Source organism: Polaromonas sp., from assembly GCF_012927485.1.
In the GTDB taxonomy this organism is placed as follows: Bacteria; Pseudomonadota; Gammaproteobacteria; order Burkholderiales; family Burkholderiaceae_C; genus Polaromonas.
The window spans coordinates 181326-206953 of record NZ_JABBPC010000032.1 but is presented as its reverse complement, the minus strand read 5'-3'; the positions used below and the strand labels follow the sequence as shown (position 1 = coordinate 206953).

Below are 25628 nucleotides of genomic sequence, written 5' to 3'. Positions count from 1 at the left end.
TTGATCAAGCCCTTTTGGCAAACTCGGCAGGAATTCCTGCCGGCTGTTTGCCTCTGCCGCCGGTCAGCAAACGTATTGCAAATACGACCAGGAAAAGGATGCCAAATGCGAACACCACATCACCCGGCACGCGCATCCATACCAAAGTTTCCATCAAGTGCGAGTGCACGATTTCCGGCGAGCGTGCAAACCACATGCCCTTGGTAATGCTGGCCCAAGCCTGGTAGATGCCGGCTGGCACTAAGGCGATGAACACCATCATGGCCAAGCCGATATTGAGCATCCAGAACATCGGTTGCAGCAGCTTGTCCGACCAAGCTGAACGTTCTGACAGACCGCGCAGACAAAACAGCATCAGACCGATAGCCAACATGCCATAGACGCCAAACAAAGCGGCATGCGCATGGCCTGCCGTCAGGTTAAGCCCCTGCATGTAGTACAGCGCGAGCGGTGTATTGATCGAGAAGCCAAGCAGCCCGGCCCCGACCACGTTCCAGAATCCAACGGCAATGAAGCACAGGATGGACCACTTGTAGGTTTGTACCCAGGGCGCGGCCTTGGAGCGCTGATAGTTGCGATAGGCTTCGATCCCGATCATTGCCAAGGGGACGACTTCCAGCGCTGAGAACATGGCGCCGATAGCAATCACATAGGTCGGCGTGCCGGTGAAATACAGGTGGTGCAAGGTGCCCAGAATGCCGCCGAACATGAACACGATAGTTTCAAGCACGATCGCGCTGTTGGCGGTGCTGGCGCGGATCAAGCCGAGACGCGTGAATAACAGTGCAATGACGGCGGTGGCGAACACTTCAAAGAAGCCTTCCACCCACAAATGCACCAACCACCAGCGCCAGTATTCGATCATCGAGTAATTGGTATGGGGACCCCATGCCAACGACGCGGCATAGAAGATGCCGATGCACAGGGCCGACAAAAATACCATCGCAATCAGACCGCGACTTTCAGACGGTTTTTTAAGTGCTGGCATGAGTCCACGACCCAGTAGCACGACCCAGAACAGCAAACCGATAAACAGCAGAATTTGCCAGATACGACCCATGCTGGTGTATTCCAGACCCTGATTCCCGATCCAGAAGCTGAAGTCGTTGCCGAGATGCTGAAGCGATCCGATCCAGCCGAAAGCGGTGGACCCGACGACGATAAACAGCAGCGCATAAAACAACACATTGACGCCGAGTTTCTGGTACTTCGGTTCGTAGCCAGAAATCGCAGGGGCGATGTACAAACCAGTAGCAAGCCAGGCAGTGGCAATCCACAATACCGCGAACTGGGTATGGATGGTACGGCTGACGGTGAAGGGCAGAATCTGCGCCAAAGGAATACCGAAAAAACTCTGGCCTTCCACGGCATAGTGGGCAGTAATCACACCCATCAGGACTTGCGCCAGAATCAGTCCAATCACGACGTAGAAGTACTTCTTGGTCGCCTTCATGGAAGGGGTAGCCTTCAGACTGAACATCGGGTCGACTTTGGGCGGGCTCGGGTCGCCCTCTTCGTTACTGACCGATTGGTACAAAATCATGCCTGCAATCGCGGCTATCATGAAAATGATACTCGCGATCGACCACATGCCAGCGCCGGCAGTCGGCGTATTGTCGACCAGTGGTTCGTGCGGCCAGTTGCTGGTGTAGCTGAGCTCGGACTCCCCGGGTCTATCCGTTGCGGCGGCCCACGATGACCAGAATATGAAAGCCGGTAGCGCTTGCAGATCAACCTGGTCGGGCAACAACCCGGCCGTCATTGCATATTGCTCGCGCAATTTGTCCAATGAAGGATCGTTGCCAAACAAACTCATGTAGTGTTGCGCGACTTGCTGGACTGCCTCGGTGCGCTCAGGCGATAACGTAATGGTGCCCGTTGTGGCGTCGTAGGTGTTCGCCCGCATTTCAATCTTGAGTCGGCTGTTCAGTTCAGCTTGCTGGCCGATGCTCAGCTGATCGAAGGGCTTGTTGAACTCATGCTGTGCCCACACGCCTCGCAATGCCAGCGCTTCACGGTGCAACCAGTCGGCCGACCAATCGGGCGCCACGTAACTGCCGTGGCCCCATACCGAGCCTAACTGCTGACCACCCGCGGAGAGCCACGCTTCCTGACCCCTTAGAACTTGCCCCTCTGAAAACAGCACCGTGCCCTTGGTGCTGATGACTTGGTTTGGAATGGGCGGCGCAGTCAGGTAAATCTCTTTCCCGACCCAGCCTAAAACGGCAAAGGACAGGACAAAGATGACGGCGAGCCAGGTCCAGAGTTTGCGCGTTGCGTGCATGGCAAATTTCCTTGATTGGTGATTATGAAAATGCGAGGAATTCATTCCTCACAGAACATGCATTCTATATGCATGTTTTATAACATGCAATATCAATGTGTCTTATTTCAAGCCAGCCCAGCGAAAATACGGTAAACCTATAAAATCAATGCAGGATTAAACAAACGCGCAAGGCTACCAACTACTGCGTCGACTTCACCCACACCGAACCTTCATCGCACTATGAAACTGACCACCTACACCGACTATGCGCTACGCACCCTGATGTACCTCGCGGCCAATCGGGAACGATTGGTGACGATCCAGGACATTGCGGATGTACATCACATCGCCAAAAATCATTTGACCAAAGTGGTCCATCAACTCGGCGTGCTGGGTGTTGTCGCCACCGTGCGGGGCCGCAACGGGGGGCTCAAGCTGGGCAAGGAACCCGTACAAATTAATATCGGTGCAGTCGTTCGCAGTACGGAACCCGATTTTTTTATGGCAGAGTGCTTCGACCCAAGCAAGAACGAGTGCATCCTGACTTCGTGCTGTGGCCTGAAAAACGTGCTGCGTTCAGCTACCACCGCGTATTTAGGGGTGCTGGATGGCGTGACGCTCGAAAACCTGGTCAGAAAAAACGTCGCTCGTACCGGCAAAGCGGAGGTTAAACCGCTGCGGTTTTATGCGGCCGTTAAAACTAAAAGTAGTCACCGTACGTAAGCCAGGATTCGTTAACCGCAAGGCTTAAATTAATTTGGAGTACGTCGATGTGGTCGGCTGGCTGAGGTATTTGTCAAACACCATGCCGCTGGCCCGCACGAAGAGACGCCCTTTTGCAGTGACCCGGATCGCCGTCGCGTCGATGGTAATCAGTCCCGCATCTTGGTACTGCTTGAGCTGCGACACCTCGCGCTCGAAATAGACGTTGAAGTCGATGCCGTAGGCTCGGTTGATGGATTCGATTTCAACCGGCGCGCTGCACATCAAGGTCATGATGATTTGACGTCGCAGCAAATCGTCGGGGCTTAATTCGAATCCTTTTTCAGTCGGAAGCCGGTCTTCATCCAGACGCTGGTAATACGCGTTGATTGTGCGTACCGACTGGCTGTATGAACTGCCCACCTTGCTGATGGCAGAGACACCAAAGCCGATCAAATCGCATTCAGCCCGCGTGGTGTAGCCCTGAAAATTGCGGTGCAGGCTTTTATTCAGACGCGCCTTGTTCAACTCGTCATCGGGCTTCGAAAAATGGTCGAGTCCGATATACACATATCCGGCATCGAGCAATCGGCGCATCGACATCAGGAAGATCTGAAGGCGTGCTTCGGCCGAAGGCAGGTCGCTTTCGACAATCTGGCGTTGCGCCTTGAAGCGGCTCGGCAAATGGGCGTAGTTGTACAGCGCGATGCGGTCGGGGGCGACGCGAATAAGACTGTCAAGGGTTCGGCTAAAGCTTTCCAGCGTCTGCTTTGGCAGCCCATAAATCAGATCGGCGTTAATGGACTGAAACTTGGCCTGACGACTTTCGGCAACCGCCTTTTCCACCATTTCGAGCGGCTGAATGCGATTAACGGCCTGCTGCACTGCCGGGTCGAAGTCTTGCACGCCGAAACTGTTGCGGTTAAAACCAAGCTCGGCCAGCATGGACAGGGTGCCGTCCTTGACGGTGCGCGGATCGATTTCCACGCCTACCTCCGCGTCAGGCGCGAAGTCAAAATGACTGCGCAGCATGGTCATCAACTGGCGCAATTCATCGGAATTAAAAAAGGTCGGCGTGCCTCCGCCCAGATGCAACTGCACTGTCTTGCGGTCGGAGCCCAGACGGGCGGCCACCAACGCCATCTCCTTGTCGAGATAGCGCAAATACTCGACTGACCGCTCATGGTCTTTGGTGATGATCTTGTTGCAAGCGCAAAAATAGCAAAGCGATTCGCAAAAGGGCAAATGCACATAAATCGACAAAGGCGGGTTGCTGTTATTCGCCGCCCGTTGATCGAGATAAGTGTGGTACGACTGCTCGGTAAAGGCAGTGTTGAAGCGATCAGCCGTCGGGTAGGAGGTATAGCGAGGGCCCAGCGTGTCGAACTTGCGGATCAGTTCTTCGGAAAGTTCGATATCTGGCAAAGAAAACGTCATTGGGAAATCCCGGTAAATGTCATGCGGTAGATTTTCTCGCAAATCGGGTCGTGTCGTAACCCATACCCCCATTGCACCACGGGACGGAGCATGGTCGCCCCGCCGTTCGCGCATTCTCAGCCCTTGCTTCAGCCCTCGTGGTCAGCTCAAAATCGTCCGCAGCACTCAGCAGACGACCTAATGCAAAAATTCGTCGTCCAAAATACTGATGCCCGCCTTGGAAAAGTCTTATCCTGTCTTGTCCCTCCTTCTTTACCAACCTGGGTGAGAATGAAGATTTGGTGGAGAGCGATACGCGACGGATAGAAGCCGTCGATTGCCACCGCGCCAACGCTCGCCGATGCATTGAATCTACAACTAACCGGTCCCAAAATGAGCCTCTCCTGGTACGACCGCTACATCCTGCCTCCTGCGCTGGACTTTGCCTGTGGCCTGCCCATGATCAGCCGGCAGCGCCAGCTTTTAGTGCCCCTGGCGCGGGGCCGCGTGCTGGAGGTGGGCATTGGCACGGGGCTCAACATGCCCTATTACGACAAGACCCGGGTGACCAAAATCACGGGTTTAGACCCGGCCCTGCAGTTGCACGCACTGGCTCGCGAACGCATCGAGCTGTCGGGGCTGGACGTAGAGTTGGTGGGGCTGTCAGCCGAACAGATCCCCCGCCCTGACGCGAGCTTTGACACGGTGCTGATTACCTACACACTGTGCACCATCTCCGATCCGCTGGCCGCGCTCAAAGAAATGCGCCGGGTCCTCGCACCCGGCGGACAGTTGTTGTTTTGCGAGCATGGGCGTGCGCCGGACGAATCGGTGCGGCGCTGGCAGAACCGGCTGCAGCCGCTGTGGGGCAAAGTAGCCGGGGGCTGCCATTTGGGGCGAGACATCCCGGCGTTGCTGCAGGAAGCGGGTTTTCGGCTGGCTGACCTGCACACCCGCTACCTGCCCGGTCCCAGGCCCTTCACCTTTCATTACTGGGGCGAAACGCTAGCGGCTTAAGGAGCGACCCCAGGCTGCGCAAGGGAAGGCCCGCCATCGGCATCAAACACACCGCTGAGCAACTCCGGCAAACGTTCTTTATCCATTTTGAATCCGCACGCCTGCGCGTGGCCACCACCCCCCATGCTTTCCGCCAGGGCAATGCAATCGAAGCCGCGCTGCGAGCGCAGCCCTACCCTGATGACGCCACCCTTGGAGGCAATCCACATCAGCGCAAAAGTACCGCTTTGTTGCGACAGTAAATTGCCCACCAGGCTGTGAAATACGCCAGGGGCATTGACCATCAAGCCGCGCACGCCGTTGAAAATCAGGGCTTGCGCACCTTCGGCAACGTCCGCTGCCAGTTTGCTGAACTTCTCATCCATGGCCTGGCCACGCGCCATGAAGGCAGTCAACTGGGCGGGGCTGAACGATGCGATCTCGGTCCAGCGTTTAAAGTCGAACGGCTCCATATCGAGCGCCGCAAGAAAGCCTGCGCTCTCGGGGTATTGCCACACCCAAATGTCGCGGTCTTCGATGAAGCGCACCAAGTCTGGCAACGGCCTGGCGGGCTGAAAGAATTCCCAGGCGAGCCTGGCACCCGATTTGTCCATGTCAAAGTGCACCACCCCGCAGCGGCAGGCAAAGCCCGTGAGCTTTTCCGCCGCGCTTTTGTGGTGGTCCAGCATCACGAGCTTGGCAGCACGTTCCTCAATCGCGCGCATCAGTTCCGGCGAGAAGGAAAAATCGAGAATATAAACGGCGCGCCCGGCGAGGAGCGGCAGATCCTCCACCGACCGGATGTCGCCATGGTCCAACCCCAGAAACTCGGCCTGGCCCTGGTAGTAAAGCCAGGCGGCCAACGCTGCCGCAAAGCCGTCAGGGCAACTGCGGCCATGGTAGATCACCAGCGGCTGGGGGTCGTTTTTGTCGGGCGCGACCAGAAGTTGCAAAGGAAGAATAGTTTTCATGGAGCTATGAATTGTCGCGCCCAAGCAGCGACCTACATCGAGCCAGAGAGCGGCTGCTGGAACGGCGTGGCGTCGCTACGCGATCTGTTTGACGTTCACGATCGCGGCGGAAACGCTGGGGGGTGTTTGCGCATAGTGCTTGAACTCCATCGTATAGGTGGCTCGCCCTTGCGTGAGTGAGCGCAGCGAGGTCGAATAACCGAACATTTCCGCCAGCGGCACTTCGGCGCGCACCAGTTTGCCGCCGCCGCCCGCAATGTCTTCCATGCCGTGGATGCTGCCGCGGCGTGAGGACAGATCTCCCATCACGTGGCCCATGTACTCGTCCGGCATCTCGACTTCGACCGCCATCATCGGCTCGAGAAGAACCGGCTTGGCTCGACGCATTCCCTCTTTGAACGCGATTGCGCCCGCCATGCGGTAGGCATTTTCATTCGAGTCGACATCGTGGTAAGAGCCAAACACCAGCGTGGCCTTCACATCGACCACCGGGTAGCCCGCGAGCACGCCAGAACGCAAGCTCTCCTGAATGCCTTTGTCTACCGCTGGAATGTACTCTCGAGGCACGACGCCGCCCTTGATCGCGTCGACAAACTGATACCCCTGACCGGGTGGCAGGGGTTCGAGGTTCAGCACTGCGTGGCCGTACTGGCCGTGCCCACCCGATTGCTTGATGAATTTTCCTTCGACATCGCGGACGGCCTGTTTGATGGTTTCGCGGTAGGCAACTTGCGGTTTGCCGACGTTTGCTTGGACACCAAATTCGCGCTTCATGCGGTCAACCAGAATTTCGAGGTGCAGCTCGCCCATGCCGGAGATGATGGTCTGGCCTGACTCCGGGTCGGTGTGCACTCGAAACGACGGGTCTTCCTGGGCAAGACGGTTCAGGGCAAGCCCCATCTTTTCCTGGTCGGCCGTGGTCTTGGGCTCAACCGCCTGCGAAATCACGGGCTCCGGAAAGCTCATGCGCTCAAGGATGATGACCTTGTCCGGATCACACAAGGTGTCGCCGGTGGTCACATCCTTCAGACCGACCGCCGCCGCAATATCGCCGGCGCGCACTTCCTTGATTTCGTTGCGCACATTGGCATGCATTTGCAGGATGCGGCCGAGTCGCTCGCGCTTGCCCTTGGTCGGATTGAAGACGGCTTCGCCTGAATTTACGACGCCGGAATAGACGCGAAAGAAAACCAACTGGCCGACGAACGGATCCGTCATGATCTTGAAGGCCAATGCGGAAAACGGCTCGTCGTCGCCCGGGTGACGCTCGATTTCCTGGTCGTCTACCGTGTGGCCAAGAATAGCGGGCACATCGGCGGGTGAAGGCAGGTAATCGATGATGGCGTCGAGCAAAGCCTGTACGCCCTTGTTCTTGAACGCACTGCCGCACAGCATGGGAACGATTTCGCCGGCGACCGTGCGTTGACGAATCGCCTGCCGGATCTCGTCTTCGCTCAAAGCCTCGCCCGCCAGGTACTTGGCCAGCAAAGCTTCGTTGGCTTCGGCGGCGGCTTCGACCATTTTCTCGCGCCATTCTTTCGCGAGATCAGCCAGGTCGGCCGGAATATCGCCGTACTCGAAGTGCACGCCCTGGCTGGTGTCGTCCCAGAGAATGGCCTTCATCTTCACAAGGTCGACCACCCCCTGAAAATGGTCTTCCGTTCCGATCGGAAGCTGAACCGGCACTGCCACGCCTTTCAAGCGCTCACCAATCTGGCGCTGAACACGCAAAAAGTCAGCGCCCACACGGTCCATTTTGTTGACAAAGGCGATGCGCGGCATTTTGTACTTGTTGGCCTGCCGCCAAACCGTTTCAGACTGCGGCTGCACGCCGCCGACGGCGTCATAGACCATGACCACACCGTCGAGCACGCGCATGGAGCGCTCGACCTCGATGGTGAAATCGACATGGCCCGGCGTATCGATGATGTTGATCCGATGTTCAGGGTAGTTGCCTGCCATGCCTTTCCAGAACGTGGTCGTTGCAGCCGACGTGATCGTGATGCCGCGTTCCTGTTCCTGCTCCATCCAGTCCATGGTTGCCGTGCCATCGTGGACTTCGCCCAGCTTGTAATTCACGCCGGTATAAAACAATATGCGCTCGGTCGTCGTGGTTTTACCCGCGTCGATGTGGGCGCTGATGCCGATATTGCGGTAGCGCTCAATAGGTGTTTTGCGACTCACGGCAAGCTCCTTTGGGGCAACGCTGGATGGCGCTGCGCATGAATGATTTTGCGCTCAGAGAGCAGGTCTTGTACAGGGCGTCGGTCCGACAATCGCTTCTGCGGTCGCAACGCGGTGCGCAGCCCTGGGAGGCCTCGCTTGAATCGAGCCACCCTACCCTCAGTGACTGCAACCGCCCGGTGGACAAGCCCGCCGGCTCTGGCGCAGCCACTCCGGTCAACGGTTTTACGAAGCGCCCAACGCCTTGATCTTGCGGTAAAGAGACCGCTCGCTGATGCCCAGCCGAACCGCCAGTTCAGCGCGACTGCCGCGGTGGTCAGCTATCAGTTGCTGCAGCGCGGCGCGCTCGATGGCCCGCAGACCGCCTGCGGCAAACGGGACGGCGGCCGGGACAGCCGGGGCGCCATCAGCCGCCGCTTCGAGGCCAGGCGCACGCGGCGCCTGTGGCGCAGACGATGCGCGGCGACCGGACTGCAGCGACTGCTGCACATGGACCGCTTCGATCGCCGATCCATCACATAGCAGCGAAGCGCGTTCGAGCAGGTTGCGTAGTTCCCGGACATTACCGCGGTAATCCTGCGCCTGTAACAGCGCCAACGCCCCTGGCGCGAGCGCTAACAGCCGCGCGGGCGCCACCCGTTCCAGCAAGGCGGCCGCCAGTAAGGGCAGGTCGTCTTTGCGCTCGCGCAGGGCGGGCAAGTGAATGGGAAAGGTGCAGAGGCGGTAGTACAGGTCTTCGCGAAAGCGCCCCTCGAGCACCATGCGATCGAGATCGCGATGGGTGGCGGACACCACACGCAGATCGGCATGGCGCAGATCGGTGCTGCCCACACGGCGGTAAGTGCCAGACTCCAACAGCCGCAGCAGTTTGACTTGCATGGTCAGCGGAATGTCGCCCACCTCGTCCAAAAACAGCGTGCCGCCGCTCGCGGCTTCCACCAGGCCGCCTTTAGCCGAAGTCGCGCCGGTGAACGCGCCTCGCTCATGACCAAACAGTTCGGACTCAAACAGGTTTTCCGGCAGACTGGCGCAGTCCACGACCACCAGCGCCCGGTGCGCGCGCGGGCTGGCCTCGTGTAGCGCGTGGGCGACCAATTCCTTGCCAGTGCCTGACTCACCCAGCAGCAGTACCGTGGCCTGAGAAGGCGCTACGCGAGCAACCAGCGCCAGCATGCGCTGAAATGCAGGCGCTCGCCCGATCAGCCCCTGAACCATCGGTTGACCTCTGGCAACGCGCAGCGACTCCATCTTCTCGACAAAAAAGGCTTGCTCGCCGCTGGCATCCAGCAGCGGGGCAAGTTCGATGTTGACGTACTCCTCGCCCTGAGGCGTGTGGTGCATATGCAGCACCCGCTCACGCTGACCCGATTCCCGCGATTTAGCCAGCGGACAGGACTCGCCGGCTTGGTCGCAGGGCACGCTGAAATGGTGCGACACCTCGTAGCAGGTGCGGCCCACCACGCTCCGCTCGGGACTGAACTGCCGTCGGTAAGCCGCATTAGCCGCCACGATGCGGTAGCGCGTATCGAACAGGATATGGGGCTCCGCCAAAGCCTCCAGATAAGACACCAATTCAGGCAAGGGCTTCAGGGGAACGTCTTTCATGCTGCAGACAGTGTAGACAGAAGCCGCCAAACTCTGCCACGTTATGCCAAAACTGTCATAACGTGGCAGCACTTTTCTTCCCAGCTTTGCAGGCACATCGCCGCCCTACATGCAAGTCTTTGAATTTAAAAGATTTTTTCGTTTGCTCTGCGTGGCACGTTTTTTGATACAGAAAGCCTGAAGACCTTGCATCTATGAAACCACAAGACAAGATTCTGGTGCAGAGATTGGCCCTTGTGCTGGTCATTAAGCTGGCTGTCCTGATGGCCTTGTGGTGGGTCTTTGTGCGCGAACAAAGCGTAGCGGTCGATAGCCAAGCCGCTGCGGCGCAGTTGCTGGGCCCAGAGCACGTCAAACCAAAGGAAACGGCCCGATGATTTCTCAACAACTGGTGGACCTGTCGCGATTGCAGTTTGCCGTGACGGCCCTCTACCACTTTCTCTTTGTGCCACTGACGATCGGCATGGTGTGGATTTTGCTCATCATGGAAAGCGTTTACGTGATGACGGGCAACGTCATCTGGAAGGATATGACGCGCTTCTGGGGCAAGCTGTTCGGTATTAACTTTGCGCTGGGAGTGACGACTGGTATCACGCTTGAATTCCAGTTTGGCACCAACTGGGCCTACTACTCCCACTATGTCGGCGACATCTTCGGTGCGCCGCTGGCACTTGAAGGGTTAATGGCTTTTTTCCTTGAGTCGACCTTCATCGGCCTGTTCTTTTTCGGCTGGAACCGGCTGTCCAGAACCCAACATCTGATGGTGACCGCACTGCTGGCTATTGGCACCAACCTGTCGGCGTTGTGGATCCTGATTGCCAACGGCTGGATGCAAAACCCCGTGGGCGCCGAGTTCAATTACCAGACCATGCGCATGGAGATGACTAATTTCTGGGCAGTGGTGTTCAATCCGGACGCGCAGGCTAAGTTTGTCCACACCGTGTCTGCCGGTTACGTGACGGGGGCCATGTTTGTTCTGTCGATTTCGAGCTGGTATCTGCTCAAAAAGCGCGATGTGGAATTTGCCAAGCGCAGTTTTCGCGTCGCCGCCGCCTTCGGTCTGGCTTCGGCGCTGAGCGTGATTGTGTTGGGTGACGAATCCGGCTACACCGTGGGTGAGGCCCAGCAAACCAAGATGGCGGCACTTGAGGCGATGTGGGAAACCAAACCGGCACCTGCACCCTTTACCGTGGTGGCGAGCATCAATGAAGCGGCGCAAAAGAACGACTGGGAGATCGAGATCCCCTGGCTTATGGGCTTGATCGGCACGCGCTCGATCAGCAAAGAGATTCCCGGCATTTACGAGATCAAGGCTAAAAACCGCGAGCGCATTATGCAGGGCATGGTTGCCGTGACGGCGCTGGAAGCACTGCGCGCCAACCGCAATGACAGCGTTGCCAAACAGGCGTTTGAACGGCACAAGGCCGACCTTGGATTTGGCCTGTTGCTGAAGAAATATGTGACTGACGTCAATCAAGCCACGCCTGAAATCATCGACAAGGCAGTCAACGACACCGTGCCACGCGTGACGCCGATGTTCTGGGCTTTTCGGATCATGGTGGGCTTGGGTTTTGCGATGCTGGCACTCTTTGCGCTGGCGTTCTGGAGCACGCTCAAAACCGCCATACAGCAAAAACCCTGGCTGCTCAAGTGGTCGCTATGGATGCTGCCCGCGCCTTGGCTGTCTTGTGAACTGGGCTGGTTCGTGGCCGAGTATGGTCGCCAGCCCTGGACCATCTACGGCGTTCTACCCACCCATCTGAGCGTTTCCACGCTCAGCGTCAACAGCCTGTATGGCTCGCTGGCGGGTTTCATCGGTTTCTACACCGTGCTGCTGGTGGTCGAGATGGTCTTGATGATTAAGTTTGTGCGTCTCGGTCCGGGCAGCTTGGGCACCGGCCGCTACCAGCGCGAAGCTGCGCCGCAGAACCCTGTCACAGCACACGCCTAAAGGAGAACATCGATGCTCGACTATCCAACCCTCAAGGTCATCTGGTGGCTGCTCGTGGGCGTACTGCTGATCGGCTTTGCCATCATGGACGGCCACGACATGGGCGTGGGAACGCTGCTGCCGTTCGTCGGCAAGAACGACCTGGAACGCCGAGTCATCCTCAACACCGTCGGCCCGCACTGGGAGGGTAACCAGGTCTGGTTCATCACCGGCGGCGGCGCCATCTTTGCAGCCTGGCCGCTGGTTTATGCCACCGCATTCAGCGGCTTCTATTGGGCCATGATGGCGGTCCTATGGGCCTTGTTTTTCCGCCCGGTGGGCTTTGACTACCGAAGCAAGATTCACAACGCGGCCTGGCGCAACACCTGGGACTGGGGCCTGTTCATAGGCGGTGCCGTGCCACCACTAATTTTCGGCGTAGCCTTCGGCAACCTGCTGCAGGGCGTGCCGTTCCAGTTTGACGGGTTTATGGTCTCCACCTACACCGGCACTTTCTGGCAGTTGCTCAATCCGTTCGCCCTGCTGGCCGGCGTGGTGAGCAGTGCCATGATCACGATGCACGGCGGCACTTACCTGGCCCACCGGACCGAAGGCGTCATCCAGGCGCGCGCTGTCAAAGGCGCCGTGGGGGCGGCCCTCGTCATGGTCGTGGCCTTTGCGGCGGCTGGCGTGTGGCTCAACGCAAGCATTGCAGGTTACCGCATCACCTCGGTCATCGATCCGTCCGCCCTGTCGGACCCGATGAACAAGACGGTGGTGCGCGAAGCCGGTGCCTGGATGGCCAACTACAGCCGTCAGCCCCTGTTGTGGTTGCTGCCGGCGCTGGGTGTGGGCGGTGCTTTGTTGGCGGCTGGACTGCTGCTGCTGCGCCGCACGCTGACCGCCTTTGTGGCGTCGGCGCTGGCCTTGACGGGCGTCGTTGGGACCGCGGGTGCCTCGATGTTTCCATTCATCATGCCTTCGTCCAGCATGCCAGCGGCAAGTTTGACGGTGTGGGACAGCGTGTCGAGCCGTCTCTCGCTGTCCATCATGTTCTGGGCGACGCTCATCTTCATTCCGCTGATCGTGTTTTACACCGGCTGGGCCTACCGGGTGATGCGCGGCAAGGTGACCGCTGCCTACATTCAGGAAAACGATCACGCGACCTATTGAGCGCTTATTCACTCGCCTCTTGATCAACACAACCGCCATGACCACAACCTCACCTTTACCCATTCCTTCGATCCTTCCTCTGTCATCCGGCAAACCAGTCGAACACGATGCCGAGCGGCGCCAGATGATCCTGCTCACCGCCGTCACCGCCAGCGTTGGCGTTGCCGTCACCGCCGTGCCCTTCGTGTCCAGTTTTACCCCCAGCGAACGTGCCCTTGCGATGGGCACGAGCGTGGCGGTTGATATTTCAGACCTCGTACCCGGCGGTCTCAAAACGATCGAGTGGCGTGGCAAGCCGGTGTGGATTCTGCGCCGCACGCCCGAGATGCTGGCGAACCTGCCTTCGCTCGACGCCCGTCTGGTCGACCCGTCTTCGAAGAAAAATCAACAGCCCGAGTACGCGCGAAACCCGCAGCGTTCGATCAAACCCGAAATATTCGTGAGCGTCGGTATCTGCACCCACCTCGGCTGTTCGCCCAGCCAAGTCCCCATTGGCACCAGCAATCCCGGCGTGGGCGACGACTGGAAAGGCGGCTTTTTCTGTCCATGTCACGGCTCCACCTTTGATTTGGCGGGTCGGGTCTACAAGAACAAACCGGCCCCCACCAACCTGGAAGTGCCACCGCACAAATACCTGGCTGACAGCAAGCTGCTGATCGGCGAGGACGATGCCGGCACCGCCTGAAGATCGTTTGAAAGGACAAGATGATGTGGTATTTCGCATGGATACTCGGGGTCGGTTTTGCGGTGTTGCTGGCCATTCTCAACGCCCTGTGGGGCGAAAACGAGGAAGCCCGCGCCAAGGCGCGCCGGACTGACGCCCCATGACGCAACAGACACCCTGCCCGGAAAACCAGGGTCGCACTGACCTGGCTGCCGAGTCGGCGGGCGCTGCCGTTCACGTGCCAAGCCTGCTTTTGGCGGTTGCCATCATGCTGGTCGGCAGCGCTTACCCCTGGCTGTTTACGACAGCGGACGGTAGGGTCGCCCACGGTTTGGCGTTTGCACTGTTTTGGGCCATGAGCGCGGGGTTTGTGCGCGGCGTTGGATTCGTGCCTCGGGCGCGGCTCTGGCGCCTGCTTTTCTCAGGCTGGTCCTGCCTGGCTGGACTAATGCTCGCCGGCTGGCTGCGCTGGGGAACCTGAGATGTATTTCCGTATCCTGCATGACGAACGCAGCGGCGAACTGACTTACCTGCTGGCGGATGCCGGTGCGCGCGAAGCCGTGCTGGTAGATCCCCGCGGGCGCGACTTGCCCGTGCTGTTGGCGCTGCTGGCAGAACGCGAACTGCGGCTTCGTTGGGTGCTTCGCACGCACCAGCACGACCTCCTCATGCCACAGGAGCCTGCGTTATTGACGCGCTTGGCAGCACCTCTGGTGCAGGGTCAAGGCGGGCCGGCCATTCACGTGGCCGAACACGGCGATGTGCTGCCTTTTGGCGACGAACTGATGCGCGTTCTAGCCACGCCGGGCCACACCGCCGGCTGCCTCAGCTTTGCCTGGCGCGACCGTTTGTTCTGCGGCGGCTTGCTGGCCGTAAACACCTGCCCGCACCAACCACAGCCTGCAGCACCTGATGCCCTGTGGGACAGCGTGAAGCAGCGCGTGTTCACCTTGCCGGACGAGACGCTGCTGTTTGCCGGCTATGAACGCCGCGCGCGCGCCGTCAGTACCGTGCTGGAGCAGCGACGCTGGCATCCGCTTTTTGCGGGCTTGTCACGCGATGAGTTTCTGATGCGTGTCGACAGGCTTTCTACGACCCCTGCACTGACGTCCATTTTTTGATCCATCACATGCACTCACCGTTAAAAATCAGCATCATTGGCGCCGGCTTTGGCGCGCTGTCCAGCGTGCGCGAACTTCGTCAGCGTGACACTCAGGCCGAGATCACGCTGATCGCGCCGCGTGCCGAGCTGCACTACTTGCCCGGCATCATATGGATTCCCAGCGGTCTGCGCAGCCGCGAGCAGTTGGTGGTTCCGCTGGGCAATTTTTTCACCCGGATGAAAGTGCGGCATATCGCAGCCGAAGTGACCAGCCTGCGCGACGGAGGCCGCGTGGTGAATACGACTGCGGGCGACGTGCTTAACGACGCGCTGGTGATCGCCAGCGGCGGTCGCTTCATCAAGAAGCTTCCAGGCATCGAACACGCCATCACGCCATGCGAAGGCATCACCGCAGCCGAAAATATTCGGGATCGCCTGAAGGGCCTGCAGGGTGGCATCATTGCGGTCGGCTTTGCCGGCAATCCCGACGAGCCCAGCGCGGTGCGCGGCGGACCAATGTTCGAATTCCTGTTCGGCATTGATGAACAACTTCGGCGCGAGGGTCGGCGCGCCCGCTTCGATCTGGTGTTCTTCAATCCTTCGAAAGAACCCGGTAGCCGCCTTGGCCCCAAAGCCGTGCAGCGACTGTTGGAAGAGATGAGCCGGCGCAACATACGCACGCATCTGGGCCACAAGCTCGTGCGCTTTGAAGCCGACCGGGTAGTGACCGAGGGCGGCACATTCCCTGCAGACCTGATCCTTTTCATGCCCGGCATGACCGGCAACAGCTGGTTCGATCAGACCGATTTATCGCGCTCGCCTGGTGGCTTGCTCGAGGCCGATGCGCAATGTCGCGTCCAAGGCCCTGCGCACGTTTCGCAGGTCTATGTGGTGGGCGATTCTGGGAGCTTCCCAGGCCCGGACTGGATGCCCAAACAAGCGCATATGGCCGACCTGCAAGCCGCCGCCGCTGCAGAAAACCTGTTGGCGGAGCTGCATGGACAGACGCCGAATGCCACCTTCAAAGTGGAGCTGATCTGCATCATTGACGCCATCGACCACGGCACGCTGGTCTGGCGTACGCTACAGCACAATCTCATTTTGCCTTCTTCGCGCGTGTTCCACTGGATCAAGCGCTGGTTCGAAAGCGCTTACCTCAGGAAATACCGATGACGACCGAAACCATGATTACCCCCTACCAAGCGCTGGGTGGCGCCGCTGGTGTGCAGCAGTTGGTACTCCGCTTTTACGAGCTGATGGATGAGCTTCCCGAAGCCTACGCCGTGCGGCGCTTGCACCCCGAAAGCCTCAAAGGCAGCGCAGAAAATTTGTTTGACTATCTCTCGGGATGGTTCGGTGGACCGTCCTTGTACATTCAGAAAAAGGGGCATCCACGCCTGCGCATGCGCCACAATCCTTACGCAGTCGGACCAGTGGTGCGCGATGAGTGGATGCTGTGCATGAAGCAGGCATTGAGCGAGCAGGTTGCGGACGAGGTATTCCGGGCCCAATTGATCGACACCTTTACGCAGATGGCCGACCATATGGTGAATACGCAAGGCGCCGGACCCTGCCCGGCTGGCGAGGCCGCTTGAGAGGGTTGCCACCGCCCCCCGCATTGACGCTCAACAACAAGCCTGACACGTCCACCGGACCTCGTCTTTACCCGGAGAATTCATGAAAGCCTTTCAAGAGTATTACCCCGAAAACGTCGCGCATTGCTATGGCTGCGGTCGGCTGAACACGCATGGTCACCAAATCAAAACCTTCTGGGACGGCGATGAAACGGTGACCCATTTCACGCCAAAGCCCTGGCACACGGCAGTGCCGGGCTTCACTTACGGGGGGCTGATCGCCTCGCTGATTGATTGTCACAGCACGGGCACGGCCGCTGCAGCGATGTACCGCGCCGAAAAACGCGAAATGGACACGCTGCCTGCATTCCGCTTCGTCACGGGCTCGCTGCATGTGGACTTCCTCAAACCAACGCCGCTTGCCGGCACTCTCGAAATTCGCGGTCGCGTCAAAGAAATCAAAGGTCGCAAGGTGATCGTGGAAACCACAGTGCTGGTGGATGGCGTCGCAACTGCCCGTGGCGAGGTTGTGGCGGTGCAGATGCCGGAACACTTCGGGAGCGACCGCGCCTGAACTGCTTGTCGTACTTTTTTATGGCGATAGAAAATGAGCCCTCTTTTGAATTTCTGGGACCAGCGATTTGCCGAGCCTGGCTACAAATATGGCACCGAACCGAACGCTTTTCTGCGCGAACAGTCCGCTAGGCTAGCACCGGCCAGCTGCGTGCTGGTCCCTGGCGATGGGGAAGGCCGAAACAGCGTCTGGCTGGCCGAGCAGGGGCACACCGTGAAGGCGGTAGATTATTCGCAGGTTGGCCTGCAAAAGGCCCAAAAATTAGCCGCTGACCGGGGCGTCAAAGTGGCCACCGAGCTGGCCGACCTCAGCGATTGGGGACCCCAAGCTGCCAGCCTCGACGCGGTCGTACTGATCTACACCCACCTGCCCAGCGGCATCCGCCAGCGTGCCCATCGTCGCTTGGCCCAAGGCCTGCGCCCTGGCGGGTGGCTGATTCTGGAAGCCTTCCACCCCGAACAGCTGGCGCACGCCAGCGGTGGCCCCAAGGACCCCGACCTGCTCTACACCCCAGAGCAACTGGACGCCGATTTCGATGGCCTGCTAGTGCCTGCGCTGGTGTGGCACGGTGAAATGACCCTGTCCGAGGGCACCGGCCACCAAGGCCGCGCCCACGTCACGCGCTGGATAGGGCCGCGTTTAGCCTGAAAATCACCGGTAGCGGCTGTTGCCCCTAATCAAGCAGCTCTCGCTTTAATAGTAAATTTAACTGCCTTTATGATGGCGAGACAGCCTGCAGCGACACGTCGCGGGCAAACTTTATTCTGAACCGATTAGGAACCGCCATGAAAACCGCCCAAGACCTGGTTGCCGCTGCTAAGACTCGCGTGCACGAAATCGCCGTTCAAAATTCCGCGCAAGCCATCCGTGACGCCGACCTTCTGCTAGACGTGCGTGAAGCGGACGAATACGCCGCCGGCCACCTGAGCGGCGCAGTGCATATTTCACGTGGCATGCTGGAGTTCAAGTTCAGCGGCAACCCTGCCTTGCAGGCGCGCGATCTGAAAATCGTGCTGTATTGCAAAACCAGTGGTCGCGCTGCCCTGTCGGCGATCGCGCTACAGGAAATGGGCTACCTGAACGTCCAGTCCATCGCAGGCGGTTACGACGCCTGGGTGGCCGCTGGTAAGCCGGTGGTCCAGCCCCAGCAGCCAGCGTTCGAGTGAACCGGTGCTGGTCAGTTCGCCCTTGCCATCGCTCAGGTAGGCCGGAGTTACAGCACCTACCTGGTCAAATGCGGCCGTCAGTGTCGTGATGCGTTGCCGAGAAGCGCCAGGTCCACCGCAATTACGACCCTAAGACCGGGCAAATACCTCCAACCAGATAAGGGCGCCCGCCGCGCCAAAATTTTTCAAGCTTCGCCCAATCCAATGGGAGCCGGTGCCGTCATCACAATGCGCGTAAAAAGACGCGCGAAGGCGGGATCAGGCGGATACTTGCCAGTCAGCGGGTCACAGTTCTTCTCGAAGGCAGCGTCCAACTCGCGCCAATCGTCCTCGGTCAGCATCTTTTCGGCTTCAGGCAAGATCAAAGTTTCTTCCACCCGCATGTGCTCGAGATAGAAATCCACGTAGCTGTTGCACCGGTCTACAAAGGCCCGCCTGCGCGACTCGCCAAGCAACTCCCACGCCAGCAGCAGGTGCTGCAAATCTCGCACCGCCATCTCACCACTCATGTGGTCCTGCTCCAGCCGCGCCACCGCCTCCATCACCGACGGTGCAGCCCGCACCACGCGCGGAAACAGCAAATCCGACTCCTTGGGGTGGTGCAAGCGTTCTGGAAATTCATCGATATAAAACAGCATGGCACGCAGCACGTCAAAGAACCGCTGCGCGTGATCGCCGGGACCGCGCTCCACCATCAGGAGCATCGATCGAAGCATGGCGGCCAATGACAAATGCTCGTCGCGGATGATTTGCAGGCTGGTGTGTGAAATGGTAGTCTCCAAAAATATTATTGTGATCGCAGCATTCTTAGAATGCGCGCATCGGATCACTCAGGCCATGACGAAGGTCAAATCTTCAGCAGCTAGTCATCCCAATGCGGCCCTGCTGGGATTAAAAATTACTTCAAAATGGCGCTTTTCAGCCGTCTTTTTTGTTCCCTCAAGATCGCCTGCGAGCCGATGGTTCTTCGCGACGCTAAAAATAAGCAAGCTTGCAAGGCGAGTCAGGAGTCCGCCGCGGACGGACTGGGAGTAACCCTATAATCGCCGCGTGTCGTACCGTCCACCTGCCCGCTCCGCATTGACTTTATGGACCCGCCTTGCAGCGTGCCTGAGTTTTCTGGCTGTGCTGTCAGCATTGTGGGCGCCCGTCTCCATGCTGACCGAAGAGGTACGAACCGGCAAGCTGGGCGGTATTTGTAGCCTCAATCTGGCATCCGCCAATGGCTCGAATTCAGACTCCAGCTCCGGTGATCCCCCCCAGGTCGCTGCCCGCTGCGATCTGTGCGGTACGGTCGGTCTGGTGCTGCCAGCGCTCCCCGTCTGCGTTATTCCCTGCTTTCCTGGTCAGCAGGTAGCCAGCCTCGATTACCCGACGAATTTGGCGGTGGTCATCCCCGGGCTGCCTTTCAGCCGCGGGCCCCCCGCCATACTTTGACCTGAACCGCCTCCCCTCAGGCGCTTGACGTGTTGGCCTGTCGGCCAGCTCCCCTTCTGCGGTTCTGTTCAAAGCGCGGGGGCCCCGAAATCATGCCGTACATCTTTTGTGCTGCGCCTCCGCGCGCAGTGCAGTGGGTGCCCGCGATGAAGCGTCTCCCACTTTGACAGACGTCCCCCTACACCGAGCTCCTTAACCCGGAGCCTTATCGCGCCGGTTAACTTGCCGGCCTGATTTTTCACTCTATTTATTGGATAAAACCATGAAACTGAATCTCTTGACCGCTGCCGCCGCGCTGGCCTGCAGCGCCCTTCATGCTCAGACCACGTCCACGCCCACGCCCACGCCCACACTTGACACGGTGACCGTCACGGGGACGTCGTTGCTTACGCCGCTGGGCACCAGCAATATCGATAGGGAAGTCCTCAACAGGCGCCGCGGGGGGCCAGATACGACGACATTGTTGCGCGATATTCCAGGCGTCAGCCTGTATGGGTCCGGCGGCGTTTCAAGCCTGCCGGTCATTCATGGCCTGGCTGATGACCGGCTACGGGTGCAGGTGGATGGCATGAACCTGATCTCTGCCTGCGCGAACCACATGAACCCGCCGCTTTCGTACATCGATCCCTCTAACGTGGGCAGCATTCAGGTGTTTAGCGGCATTGCGCCGGTAAGCGCCGGTGGCGACAGCATTGGCGGCACCGTTCGTGTCAATTCACCTGAACCTGAATTTTCAGCAGCGGGACAGGAGCGCTTGCACAAAGGGCAGGTCGGCACGTTTTATCGCAGTAACGGCAACGCTCGCGGCGCTAACCTTTCGGCCACGATCGCAAGCGAAACGTTCAATATGACTTACAGCGGATCAACCGTGGAGGCCGGCGACTACAAGGCCGGCGGAGACTTCAAGCCAGCAAGGCTTGCAGCGACCGGCAGAGGCTGGTTGGCCGGCGATGAAGTGGGCTCTTCGCGCTATAAATCCGAGAACCAATCGCTGGGATTTGCCCTGCGCAATGACGATCATTTGTTGGAACTGAAGTTGGGTTTTCAACACATTCCCTACCAAGGCTATCCCAACCAACGCATGGATATGACCGGAAATGACAGCACTCAAGTTAATCTTCGCTATAAAGGCCAGTATCAATGGGGTGACTTGGAGGCGCGTGTTTACACCGAAGACACGCGTCACAAAATGAATTTCGGCGACGACAAACAGTTTTGGTACGCCACCGCACCCGGTATGCCGATGGAGACGGAGGGGAAAAACACGGGCGCACTTATCAAGGCAGATATCACGCTTTCAGAGCGCGACACCGTCAGGATTGGGAGCGAGTATCAACGGTATCGTCTCAACGACTGGTGGGTACCGTCCGGGACCGGCGGAATGTCCCCGAATACATTCAGGAACATCAACGACGGACAGCGGGATCGTATGGATGTCTTTGGTGAATGGGAGGCGCACTGGAACCCGCACTGGGTGACCCAACTTGGGGTGCGTAGCGGCACGGTAAAAATGAACACGGGCAAGGTTCAGGGCTACAACACGGGCGCAACGTATTTGGCAGATGCGACCAACTTCAATGCCCGTGACCACCAACGCACGGATCACAACCTCGACCTGACAGCGCTCGCTCGCTACACGCCGAACAGCGGCCAGACCTATGAGTTTGGCTATGCGCAAAAAACGCGCTCGCCCAACCTCTATGAGCGATTTGCGTGGTCGACCGGCGGGATGGCCATGAGAATGGTCAACTGGACCGGCGATGGCAATGGCTACCTCGGCAATCTGGACCTGAAGCCCGAGCTCGCACATACCGTCAGCGTTACGGCCGACTGGCATGATCACGCTGAAAAAAAATGGGGCATTAAGGCAACCCCTTACGTGACCTATATTCAGAACTACATCGATGCCCGCCGTTGCAGTTCTTCAAACGCCAACTGCAATGCAGCAAACCAGACCGCCACCACAGGCTTTGTTTATCTCCAGTTTGTTAACCAAGACGCCCGCCTCTACGGTGTAGATATTTCAGGTTACATGCCATTGATGATGACGACGGATTACGGAAGTTTCACGGCGACTGGCTTGTTGAATTATGTCAATGGAAAGAATCAGACCACGGGCACGAATCTGTACAACATCATGCCGCTAAACGCGACACTGTCGGTGGTCCAGCAAGTGGCGAATTGGACCAACACCGCAGAAGTCCAGCTGGTAGGCGCCAAAACAGACACCCTGCAGGTCCGGAACGAACTTAAAACCGCTGGCTACGGTTTGTTTAATCTGCGCACCAGCTATGCGTGGAAACAGGCGCGGTTCGATGTCGGCATAGAGAATGTCTTCAATAAACTCTATAACTACCCATTGGGCGGGGCCTACGTCGGCCAAGGCAGCACGATGGGAACAGCCGTTCCTTACGGCATTCCTGTTCCCGGCATCGGGCGCTCGCTCTATGCTGGCGTGAGCGTGACCTTCTGACATCACCCCTGGCAGCGCACCCGGGTGCGCTGCCAGGGGCGGCGCTTTATTGACTCGGATCCAGTTCTTTCGTCCGCGAAAACCTGGCCTGGCTGTGATTCGACGCATTGCAAACGCGGTTCAAGGCAACCGGGCCAACTAAGAGACGGCGTCTTTGGACCCGTGAAGGATCCCGGCGATAAGGGGCTGGCCACCAGGGCGACCGCAGCACAGCGCGGCGTGAAATGAGCCGTTTTTTCTCACTCCAGGGTCCGGCCTTCGCCTGCTTCTTCTACCGTCTGACCATCGCGGATGTGATAAATCCGTTTGAACGTCGGAATAATTTTTTCGTCGTGGGTGACCACGATGATGGCCGTCTGGGCTTGCTGCGCCATCTGATTCAGGATGCGCATGACCGCCAGAGCGCGTTCGCTATCCAGCGGCGCAGTGGGCTCGTCAGCCAGAATCACGGGCGGGCGGTTGGCCAGCGCGCGTGCAATCGAAACCCGCTGCTGCTCGCCGCCTGACAGCTGCGAGGGCTCGGCTTTGGCTCGGTGGGCGACGTCCAATGCAGTCAGCAGCTCCAACGCCCGGGCTCTCGCCTGGGCGTTGGGCACGCCCGCCAACATGGGCAGCAAGGCGACGTTGTCGGTGACGTCCAGAAAAGGAATCAAATAAGGCGCCTGGAACACAAAGCCGATGCGGTCGCGTCGCAAGGCGCGCAGATCACGAACCGCCCAGCCGTTGTTGTAAATCACCTCATGGCCCAGCGTCATGCGGCCAGACGTGGGCTCGATGATGGCGCCCAGGCACTTGAGCAGCGTGCTTTTGCCGGAGCCCGACGGGCCGACCAGCCCCACCACCTCGCCGGGCCCGACGGTCATATTGACGTTTTTGAGCGCCTCCACGGCAGTGTCGCCCTGGCCATAGACCTTGCGCAGGCCTTCGATCAAAATTCCGCCAGAAAGTGGCGCTTGCGTCAGGTGGTTCATGGTTATCACCCGATGGCCTGTGCCGGATCCACCTTCAGCGCAGCGCGGATGGCCAGCGTGCTGGCCAGCGCGCAAATCAGCATCGTCGCCGCCAGTCCCATCGCCGCGTCTTGCGTCAGCAACAAGACAAATTTTGGGAACACGGGCGCCCACAGAGTGGCGGCCAGCTTGCCGACGATAAAACCGATCAACCCCAAGCCCAGCGCCTGTTGAAGGATCATGCTGGCAATCGTGCCATTGCGCGTCCCGATGAGCTTCAACACCGCGATTTCGCGGATCTTGCCCAATGTCATGGTGTAAATGATGAAGGCCACAATCGCGGCGCTGACAACGGCCAGAATCACCAGAAACATGCCGATTTGTTTGGCCGACGTGGCGATCAGCTTGGCGACCAGAATATCTTCCATGCCCTCACGTGTGAATACCTGCAAGTGCTTCCAGCGGCGAATTGGCTCGGCCACCTGCTCGGGTCCAAAGCCGGGCGCCAACTGCACCAGCACGGCGTTGACGTTGTGACTGCTGGTTTGCAGGGCCTGCACCGCGTCCAGCAGATCAGACGCGCCGGGGCGGTTGAACGAGGGATTGGCGGCAGTGCGCGCGCGGTCATTGACGATGGCGTCATTGTCTTTTAGAAACTGAGCTTCTTGTGCGTCTTTAAGCGGAATGAACACCATCGGGTCTCCACCCGACGACACCATGCGCCGCGTCAGCCCCACTACCGTGTAGTTGTGGCGGCGGATGCGGAGGTGGTCGCCCAAGGTGAAACCCGCTTTCACGTCGGCGACGGCCTCATAGTGGCTGCGCGTGAGGTAGCGCCCTGCCACCAGGTAGCCTGGTTCCCCGGGCTGGCCGGGTTCGATCCCCACCACCATAGCCCGCGTGTCATCGCCACCGCGGTCATTGTTTTGCACCTGCATGGTGAAGTAGGTCACGTTGGCGGCCTGCGCCACACCAGGCATGCCGCGCACTCCCCGCACCACGTCATCCTTCAGGCTGGATGATTCGGCATAAGGCCCCTGGGTGTCTTTTTGCACTACCCACAGATCTGCGCCGCTGTTATTCAGCAGCGCTTGCGCGTCGTCCACCATGCCGCGGTAAATTCCAGCCATGCTCAAGGTCACACCGATCAGCAAACCCAAACCCAGGCCGGTGAGTACGAACTTGCCCCAGCTGTGCGCAATGTCACGCCCGGCCAGGCTGATCATGGTGCGCGGCCGGCTGTCGCGGACTGGACCAACGCGTCCACCACCTGCACGCGGTTGCCGGAAATGAGGGTCTTCTGGCTGTACACCACCACCAAGTCACCGACTTTCAAGCCGTCAAGCACCTGCACCTGACCGTCCAGGCTGTAGGCGCCTAGCCGCACTGGCGCAAACACCGGCTTGCTGCCTTCCAGCCGCCACACGCCCGCCTGACCTTGGTGGTGCTGAATACTGGCACTCGGCATCAGCAGCGACGGGCGTGTTTCGGGCAGCTGCAGCGTGACCTCCGCCAATTCGCCGACTGAGGCGCCGGCCGAAACGACAGCCGGTGGCTGCTGAAACGCCACTTGGGCGATACGTTCTTCGGTCACACTGTCGGCCAACATTTCTACCCGGGCAACCTGACCTCCCAAAGGCGCATTCGGTCGTGAGCGCAGCACGATGCTGGCCTTCAGACCCGGCATCAGTCCGGCTGAGCGACCTTGATCCACCCGCAGCTTCACCCACAGGCTGGCCGGGTCAATCAGGCGCAGCACCGGTTGACCGGCCACCACGGTGGTGCCCACTTCGGCGTCGCGGCTGGTCACCACCCCATCCGCGGGTGCCAGCAGGCGCATATTGCCGCGCTGCTGCGCCAGCGCGCTGCGCTCGGCTGTCTGGCGGGCCATGTCTTGGCCAGTGCCCGTCAGGTTGGCTTGCGCAGCTTGGTGGGCGGCGTCGGCCGAGGCTTTTTCCTGCATTCGGGCTTCAAGCGCGCCCGCGCTGATGAAGTTCTGCGCGGCCAGGTCCTGGTTGCGCCGCGCGTTGATAGCGGCCAGCCCTTGCCGCGCCGTCGCGTCCGCCAGTTGGGCCTGCGCGGCGGTTTGCGTGCTGCCTGCGCGGGCCAGGGACGCGTCCAGGGCGGTCAGGCGCTGGTCCAGATCCACGGGGTCCATTTCGGCCAGCAGCTGCCCCGCCTTCACCCGGTCGCCCACATCCACCTTGACAGCCAGCACCCGGCCTGCCACCGTGGGGCCGACCATCCAGCCGCGTCGCGCTTCTACGGTGCCAATACCAAAGATCGCCGGATTCAAGCGGCCTTCCCGCACGGCCGTGACGGTGACGCGTGTAGGCGCCAGCGGACCGGTCCGCAGCGCCACGAAGGCCAAGGTGCCCAGCAGCAACACGACCAGTCCGCCCAAGACAAAGCGGCGCGATAAAAAAGAACTGGGTTTCATGTGCT

25 protein-coding genes are annotated in these 25628 nt (G+C 59.3%); 16 read left to right on the top strand and 9 right to left on the bottom strand.

Annotated features, from left to right (window positions below; translation table 11 throughout):
• Positions 1–4 precede the first annotated feature (4 nt).
• Entirely contained in the window at positions 5–2284 is a 2280-nt protein-coding gene (locus tag HHJ16_RS13205) for a nitric-oxide reductase large subunit (RefSeq protein WP_296901304.1), read from the bottom strand.
• A gap of 222 nt (positions 2285–2506) precedes the next feature.
• Here HHJ16_RS13205 and HHJ16_RS13200 point away from each other — a divergent pair, with 222 nt between their 5' ends.
• Entirely contained in the window at positions 2507–2989 is a 483-nt protein-coding gene (locus HHJ16_RS13200; protein WP_296901303.1) for an Rrf2 family transcriptional regulator, read from the top strand.
• A 24-nt stretch (positions 2990–3013) separates the two neighbouring features.
• On the opposite strand, the gene hemN is transcribed toward HHJ16_RS13200, so the two are convergent.
• Positions 3014–4405, bottom strand: coding sequence for an oxygen-independent coproporphyrinogen III oxidase (gene hemN / locus HHJ16_RS13195; RefSeq protein ID WP_296901302.1), 1392 nt, complete (start codon positions 4403–4405; stop codon positions 3014–3016).
• A gap of 372 nt (positions 4406–4777) precedes the next feature.
• On the opposite strand from hemN, the gene HHJ16_RS13190 reads away from it, so the two are divergent.
• Entirely contained in the window at positions 4778–5401 is a 624-nt protein-coding gene (locus tag HHJ16_RS13190) for a methyltransferase domain-containing protein (protein WP_296901301.1), read from the top strand.
• Here the strand turns inward: HHJ16_RS13190 and HHJ16_RS13185 are convergent.
• From HHJ16_RS13185 to HHJ16_RS13175, 3 genes are all read right to left on the bottom strand, one after another.
• Positions 5398–6351, bottom strand: a complete 954-nt coding sequence (locus HHJ16_RS13185; protein WP_296901300.1) for a DHHA1 domain-containing protein — start codon at positions 6349–6351, stop codon at positions 5398–5400. The genes HHJ16_RS13190 and HHJ16_RS13185 overlap by 4 nt on opposite strands.
• A 75-nt stretch (positions 6352–6426) precedes the next feature.
• Positions 6427–8535 carry an elongation factor G gene (gene fusA / locus HHJ16_RS13180; RefSeq protein WP_296901297.1) on the bottom strand — a complete coding sequence of 703 codons (2109 nt, stop codon included), beginning with the start codon at positions 8533–8535 and terminating at the stop codon, positions 6427–6429.
• A gap of 225 nt (positions 8536–8760) precedes the next feature.
• Positions 8761–10140 (bottom strand): sigma-54-dependent Fis family transcriptional regulator, encoded by a 1380-nt coding sequence (locus HHJ16_RS13175; protein ID WP_296901295.1) that lies wholly within the window; start codon positions 10138–10140, stop codon positions 8761–8763.
• A gap of 194 nt (positions 10141–10334) precedes the next feature.
• Here HHJ16_RS13175 and cydP point away from each other — a divergent pair, with 194 nt between their 5' ends.
• From cydP to HHJ16_RS13115, 12 genes are all read left to right on the top strand, one after another.
• Entirely contained in the window at positions 10335–10517 is a 183-nt protein-coding gene (gene cydP, locus HHJ16_RS13170) for a cytochrome oxidase putative small subunit CydP (RefSeq protein WP_296901292.1), read from the top strand.
• Positions 10514–12091, top strand: coding sequence for a cytochrome ubiquinol oxidase subunit I (locus HHJ16_RS13165; protein ID WP_296901291.1), 1578 nt, complete (start codon positions 10514–10516; stop codon positions 12089–12091). The genes cydP and HHJ16_RS13165 overlap by 4 nt, the downstream gene beginning before the upstream one ends.
• 12 nt (positions 12092–12103) lie before the next feature.
• Positions 12104–13243, top strand: coding sequence for a cytochrome d ubiquinol oxidase subunit II (gene cydB / locus HHJ16_RS13160; RefSeq protein ID WP_296901289.1), 1140 nt, complete (start codon positions 12104–12106; stop codon positions 13241–13243).
• A gap of 37 nt (positions 13244–13280) precedes the next feature.
• The gene (gene petA, locus HHJ16_RS13155; RefSeq protein ID WP_366557494.1) at positions 13281–13928 is read left to right on the top strand and encodes a ubiquinol-cytochrome c reductase iron-sulfur subunit; all 648 of its coding nucleotides are present in this window, start codon (positions 13281–13283) and stop codon (positions 13926–13928) included.
• A 23-nt stretch (positions 13929–13951) separates the two neighbouring features.
• Positions 13952–14071, top strand: a complete 120-nt coding sequence (cydX, locus tag HHJ16_RS13150) for a cytochrome bd-I oxidase subunit CydX (protein WP_296901287.1) — start codon at positions 13952–13954, stop codon at positions 14069–14071.
• Complete coding sequence (locus HHJ16_RS13145) at positions 14068–14388, top strand: cyd operon YbgE family protein (protein ID WP_296901285.1); 321 nt, start codon at positions 14068–14070, stop codon at positions 14386–14388. Before cydX ends, HHJ16_RS13145 begins: the two co-directional genes overlap by 4 nt.
• Before the next feature lies 1 nt (position 14389).
• Positions 14390–15028 (top strand): hypothetical protein, encoded by a 639-nt coding sequence (locus HHJ16_RS13140; protein WP_296901283.1) that lies wholly within the window; start codon positions 14390–14392, stop codon positions 15026–15028.
• Positions 15029–15036: 8 nt separating this feature from the next.
• Complete coding sequence (locus HHJ16_RS13135) at positions 15037–16182, top strand: FAD/NAD(P)-binding oxidoreductase (protein ID WP_296901281.1); 1146 nt, start codon at positions 15037–15039, stop codon at positions 16180–16182.
• Positions 16179–16604 carry a group II truncated hemoglobin gene (locus HHJ16_RS13130; protein WP_296901279.1) on the top strand — a complete coding sequence of 142 codons (426 nt, stop codon included), beginning with the start codon at positions 16179–16181 and terminating at the stop codon, positions 16602–16604. The genes HHJ16_RS13135 and HHJ16_RS13130 overlap by 4 nt, the downstream gene beginning before the upstream one ends.
• An 82-nt stretch (positions 16605–16686) precedes the next feature.
• Complete coding sequence (locus HHJ16_RS13125) at positions 16687–17157, top strand: PaaI family thioesterase (protein WP_296901277.1); 471 nt, start codon at positions 16687–16689, stop codon at positions 17155–17157.
• Positions 17158–17190: 33 nt separating this feature from the next.
• The gene (locus tag HHJ16_RS13120) at positions 17191–17805 is read left to right on the top strand and encodes a class I SAM-dependent methyltransferase (RefSeq protein ID WP_296901275.1); all 615 of its coding nucleotides are present in this window, start codon (positions 17191–17193) and stop codon (positions 17803–17805) included.
• A gap of 137 nt (positions 17806–17942) precedes the next feature.
• Complete coding sequence (locus HHJ16_RS13115; RefSeq protein ID WP_296901273.1) at positions 17943–18323, top strand: rhodanese-like domain-containing protein; 381 nt, start codon at positions 17943–17945, stop codon at positions 18321–18323.
• A gap of 185 nt (positions 18324–18508) precedes the next feature.
• On the opposite strand, the gene HHJ16_RS13110 is transcribed toward HHJ16_RS13115, so the two are convergent.
• Positions 18509–19093, bottom strand: coding sequence for a hemerythrin domain-containing protein (locus tag HHJ16_RS13110; protein ID WP_296901328.1), 585 nt, complete (start codon positions 19091–19093; stop codon positions 18509–18511).
• 280 nt (positions 19094–19373) lie between these two features.
• Between HHJ16_RS13110 and HHJ16_RS13105 the strand changes: the two genes are divergently transcribed.
• Together HHJ16_RS13105 and HHJ16_RS13100 are read left to right on the top strand one after the other, a co-directional pair.
• Positions 19374–19760 (top strand): DUF2946 family protein, encoded by a 387-nt coding sequence (locus tag HHJ16_RS13105; RefSeq protein ID WP_296901271.1) that lies wholly within the window; start codon positions 19374–19376, stop codon positions 19758–19760.
• Positions 19761–20022: 262 nt separating this feature from the next.
• Positions 20023–22233: a TonB-dependent receptor gene (locus tag HHJ16_RS13100; protein ID WP_296901269.1), complete on the top strand. Its 2211-nt coding sequence runs from the start codon at positions 20023–20025 to the stop codon at positions 22231–22233.
• A gap of 239 nt (positions 22234–22472) precedes the next feature.
• On the opposite strand, the gene HHJ16_RS13095 is transcribed toward HHJ16_RS13100, so the two are convergent.
• Genes HHJ16_RS13095 through HHJ16_RS13085 form a run of 3 tightly spaced genes read right to left on the bottom strand, consistent with a single transcriptional unit; the run spans position 22473 to position 25623 of the window.
• On the bottom strand, positions 22473–23204 hold the full coding sequence (locus tag HHJ16_RS13095) for an ABC transporter ATP-binding protein (RefSeq protein ID WP_296901267.1): 732 nt from the start codon (positions 23202–23204) through the stop codon (positions 22473–22475).
• A 5-nt stretch (positions 23205–23209) separates the two neighbouring features.
• Positions 23210–24409 carry an ABC transporter permease gene (locus tag HHJ16_RS13090; protein WP_296901265.1) on the bottom strand — a complete coding sequence of 400 codons (1200 nt, stop codon included), beginning with the start codon at positions 24407–24409 and terminating at the stop codon, positions 23210–23212.
• Positions 24406–25623, bottom strand: coding sequence for an efflux RND transporter periplasmic adaptor subunit (locus HHJ16_RS13085; RefSeq protein ID WP_296901263.1), 1218 nt, complete (start codon positions 25621–25623; stop codon positions 24406–24408). Before HHJ16_RS13085 ends, HHJ16_RS13090 begins: the two co-directional genes overlap by 4 nt.
• Positions 25624–25628 lie beyond the last annotated feature (5 nt).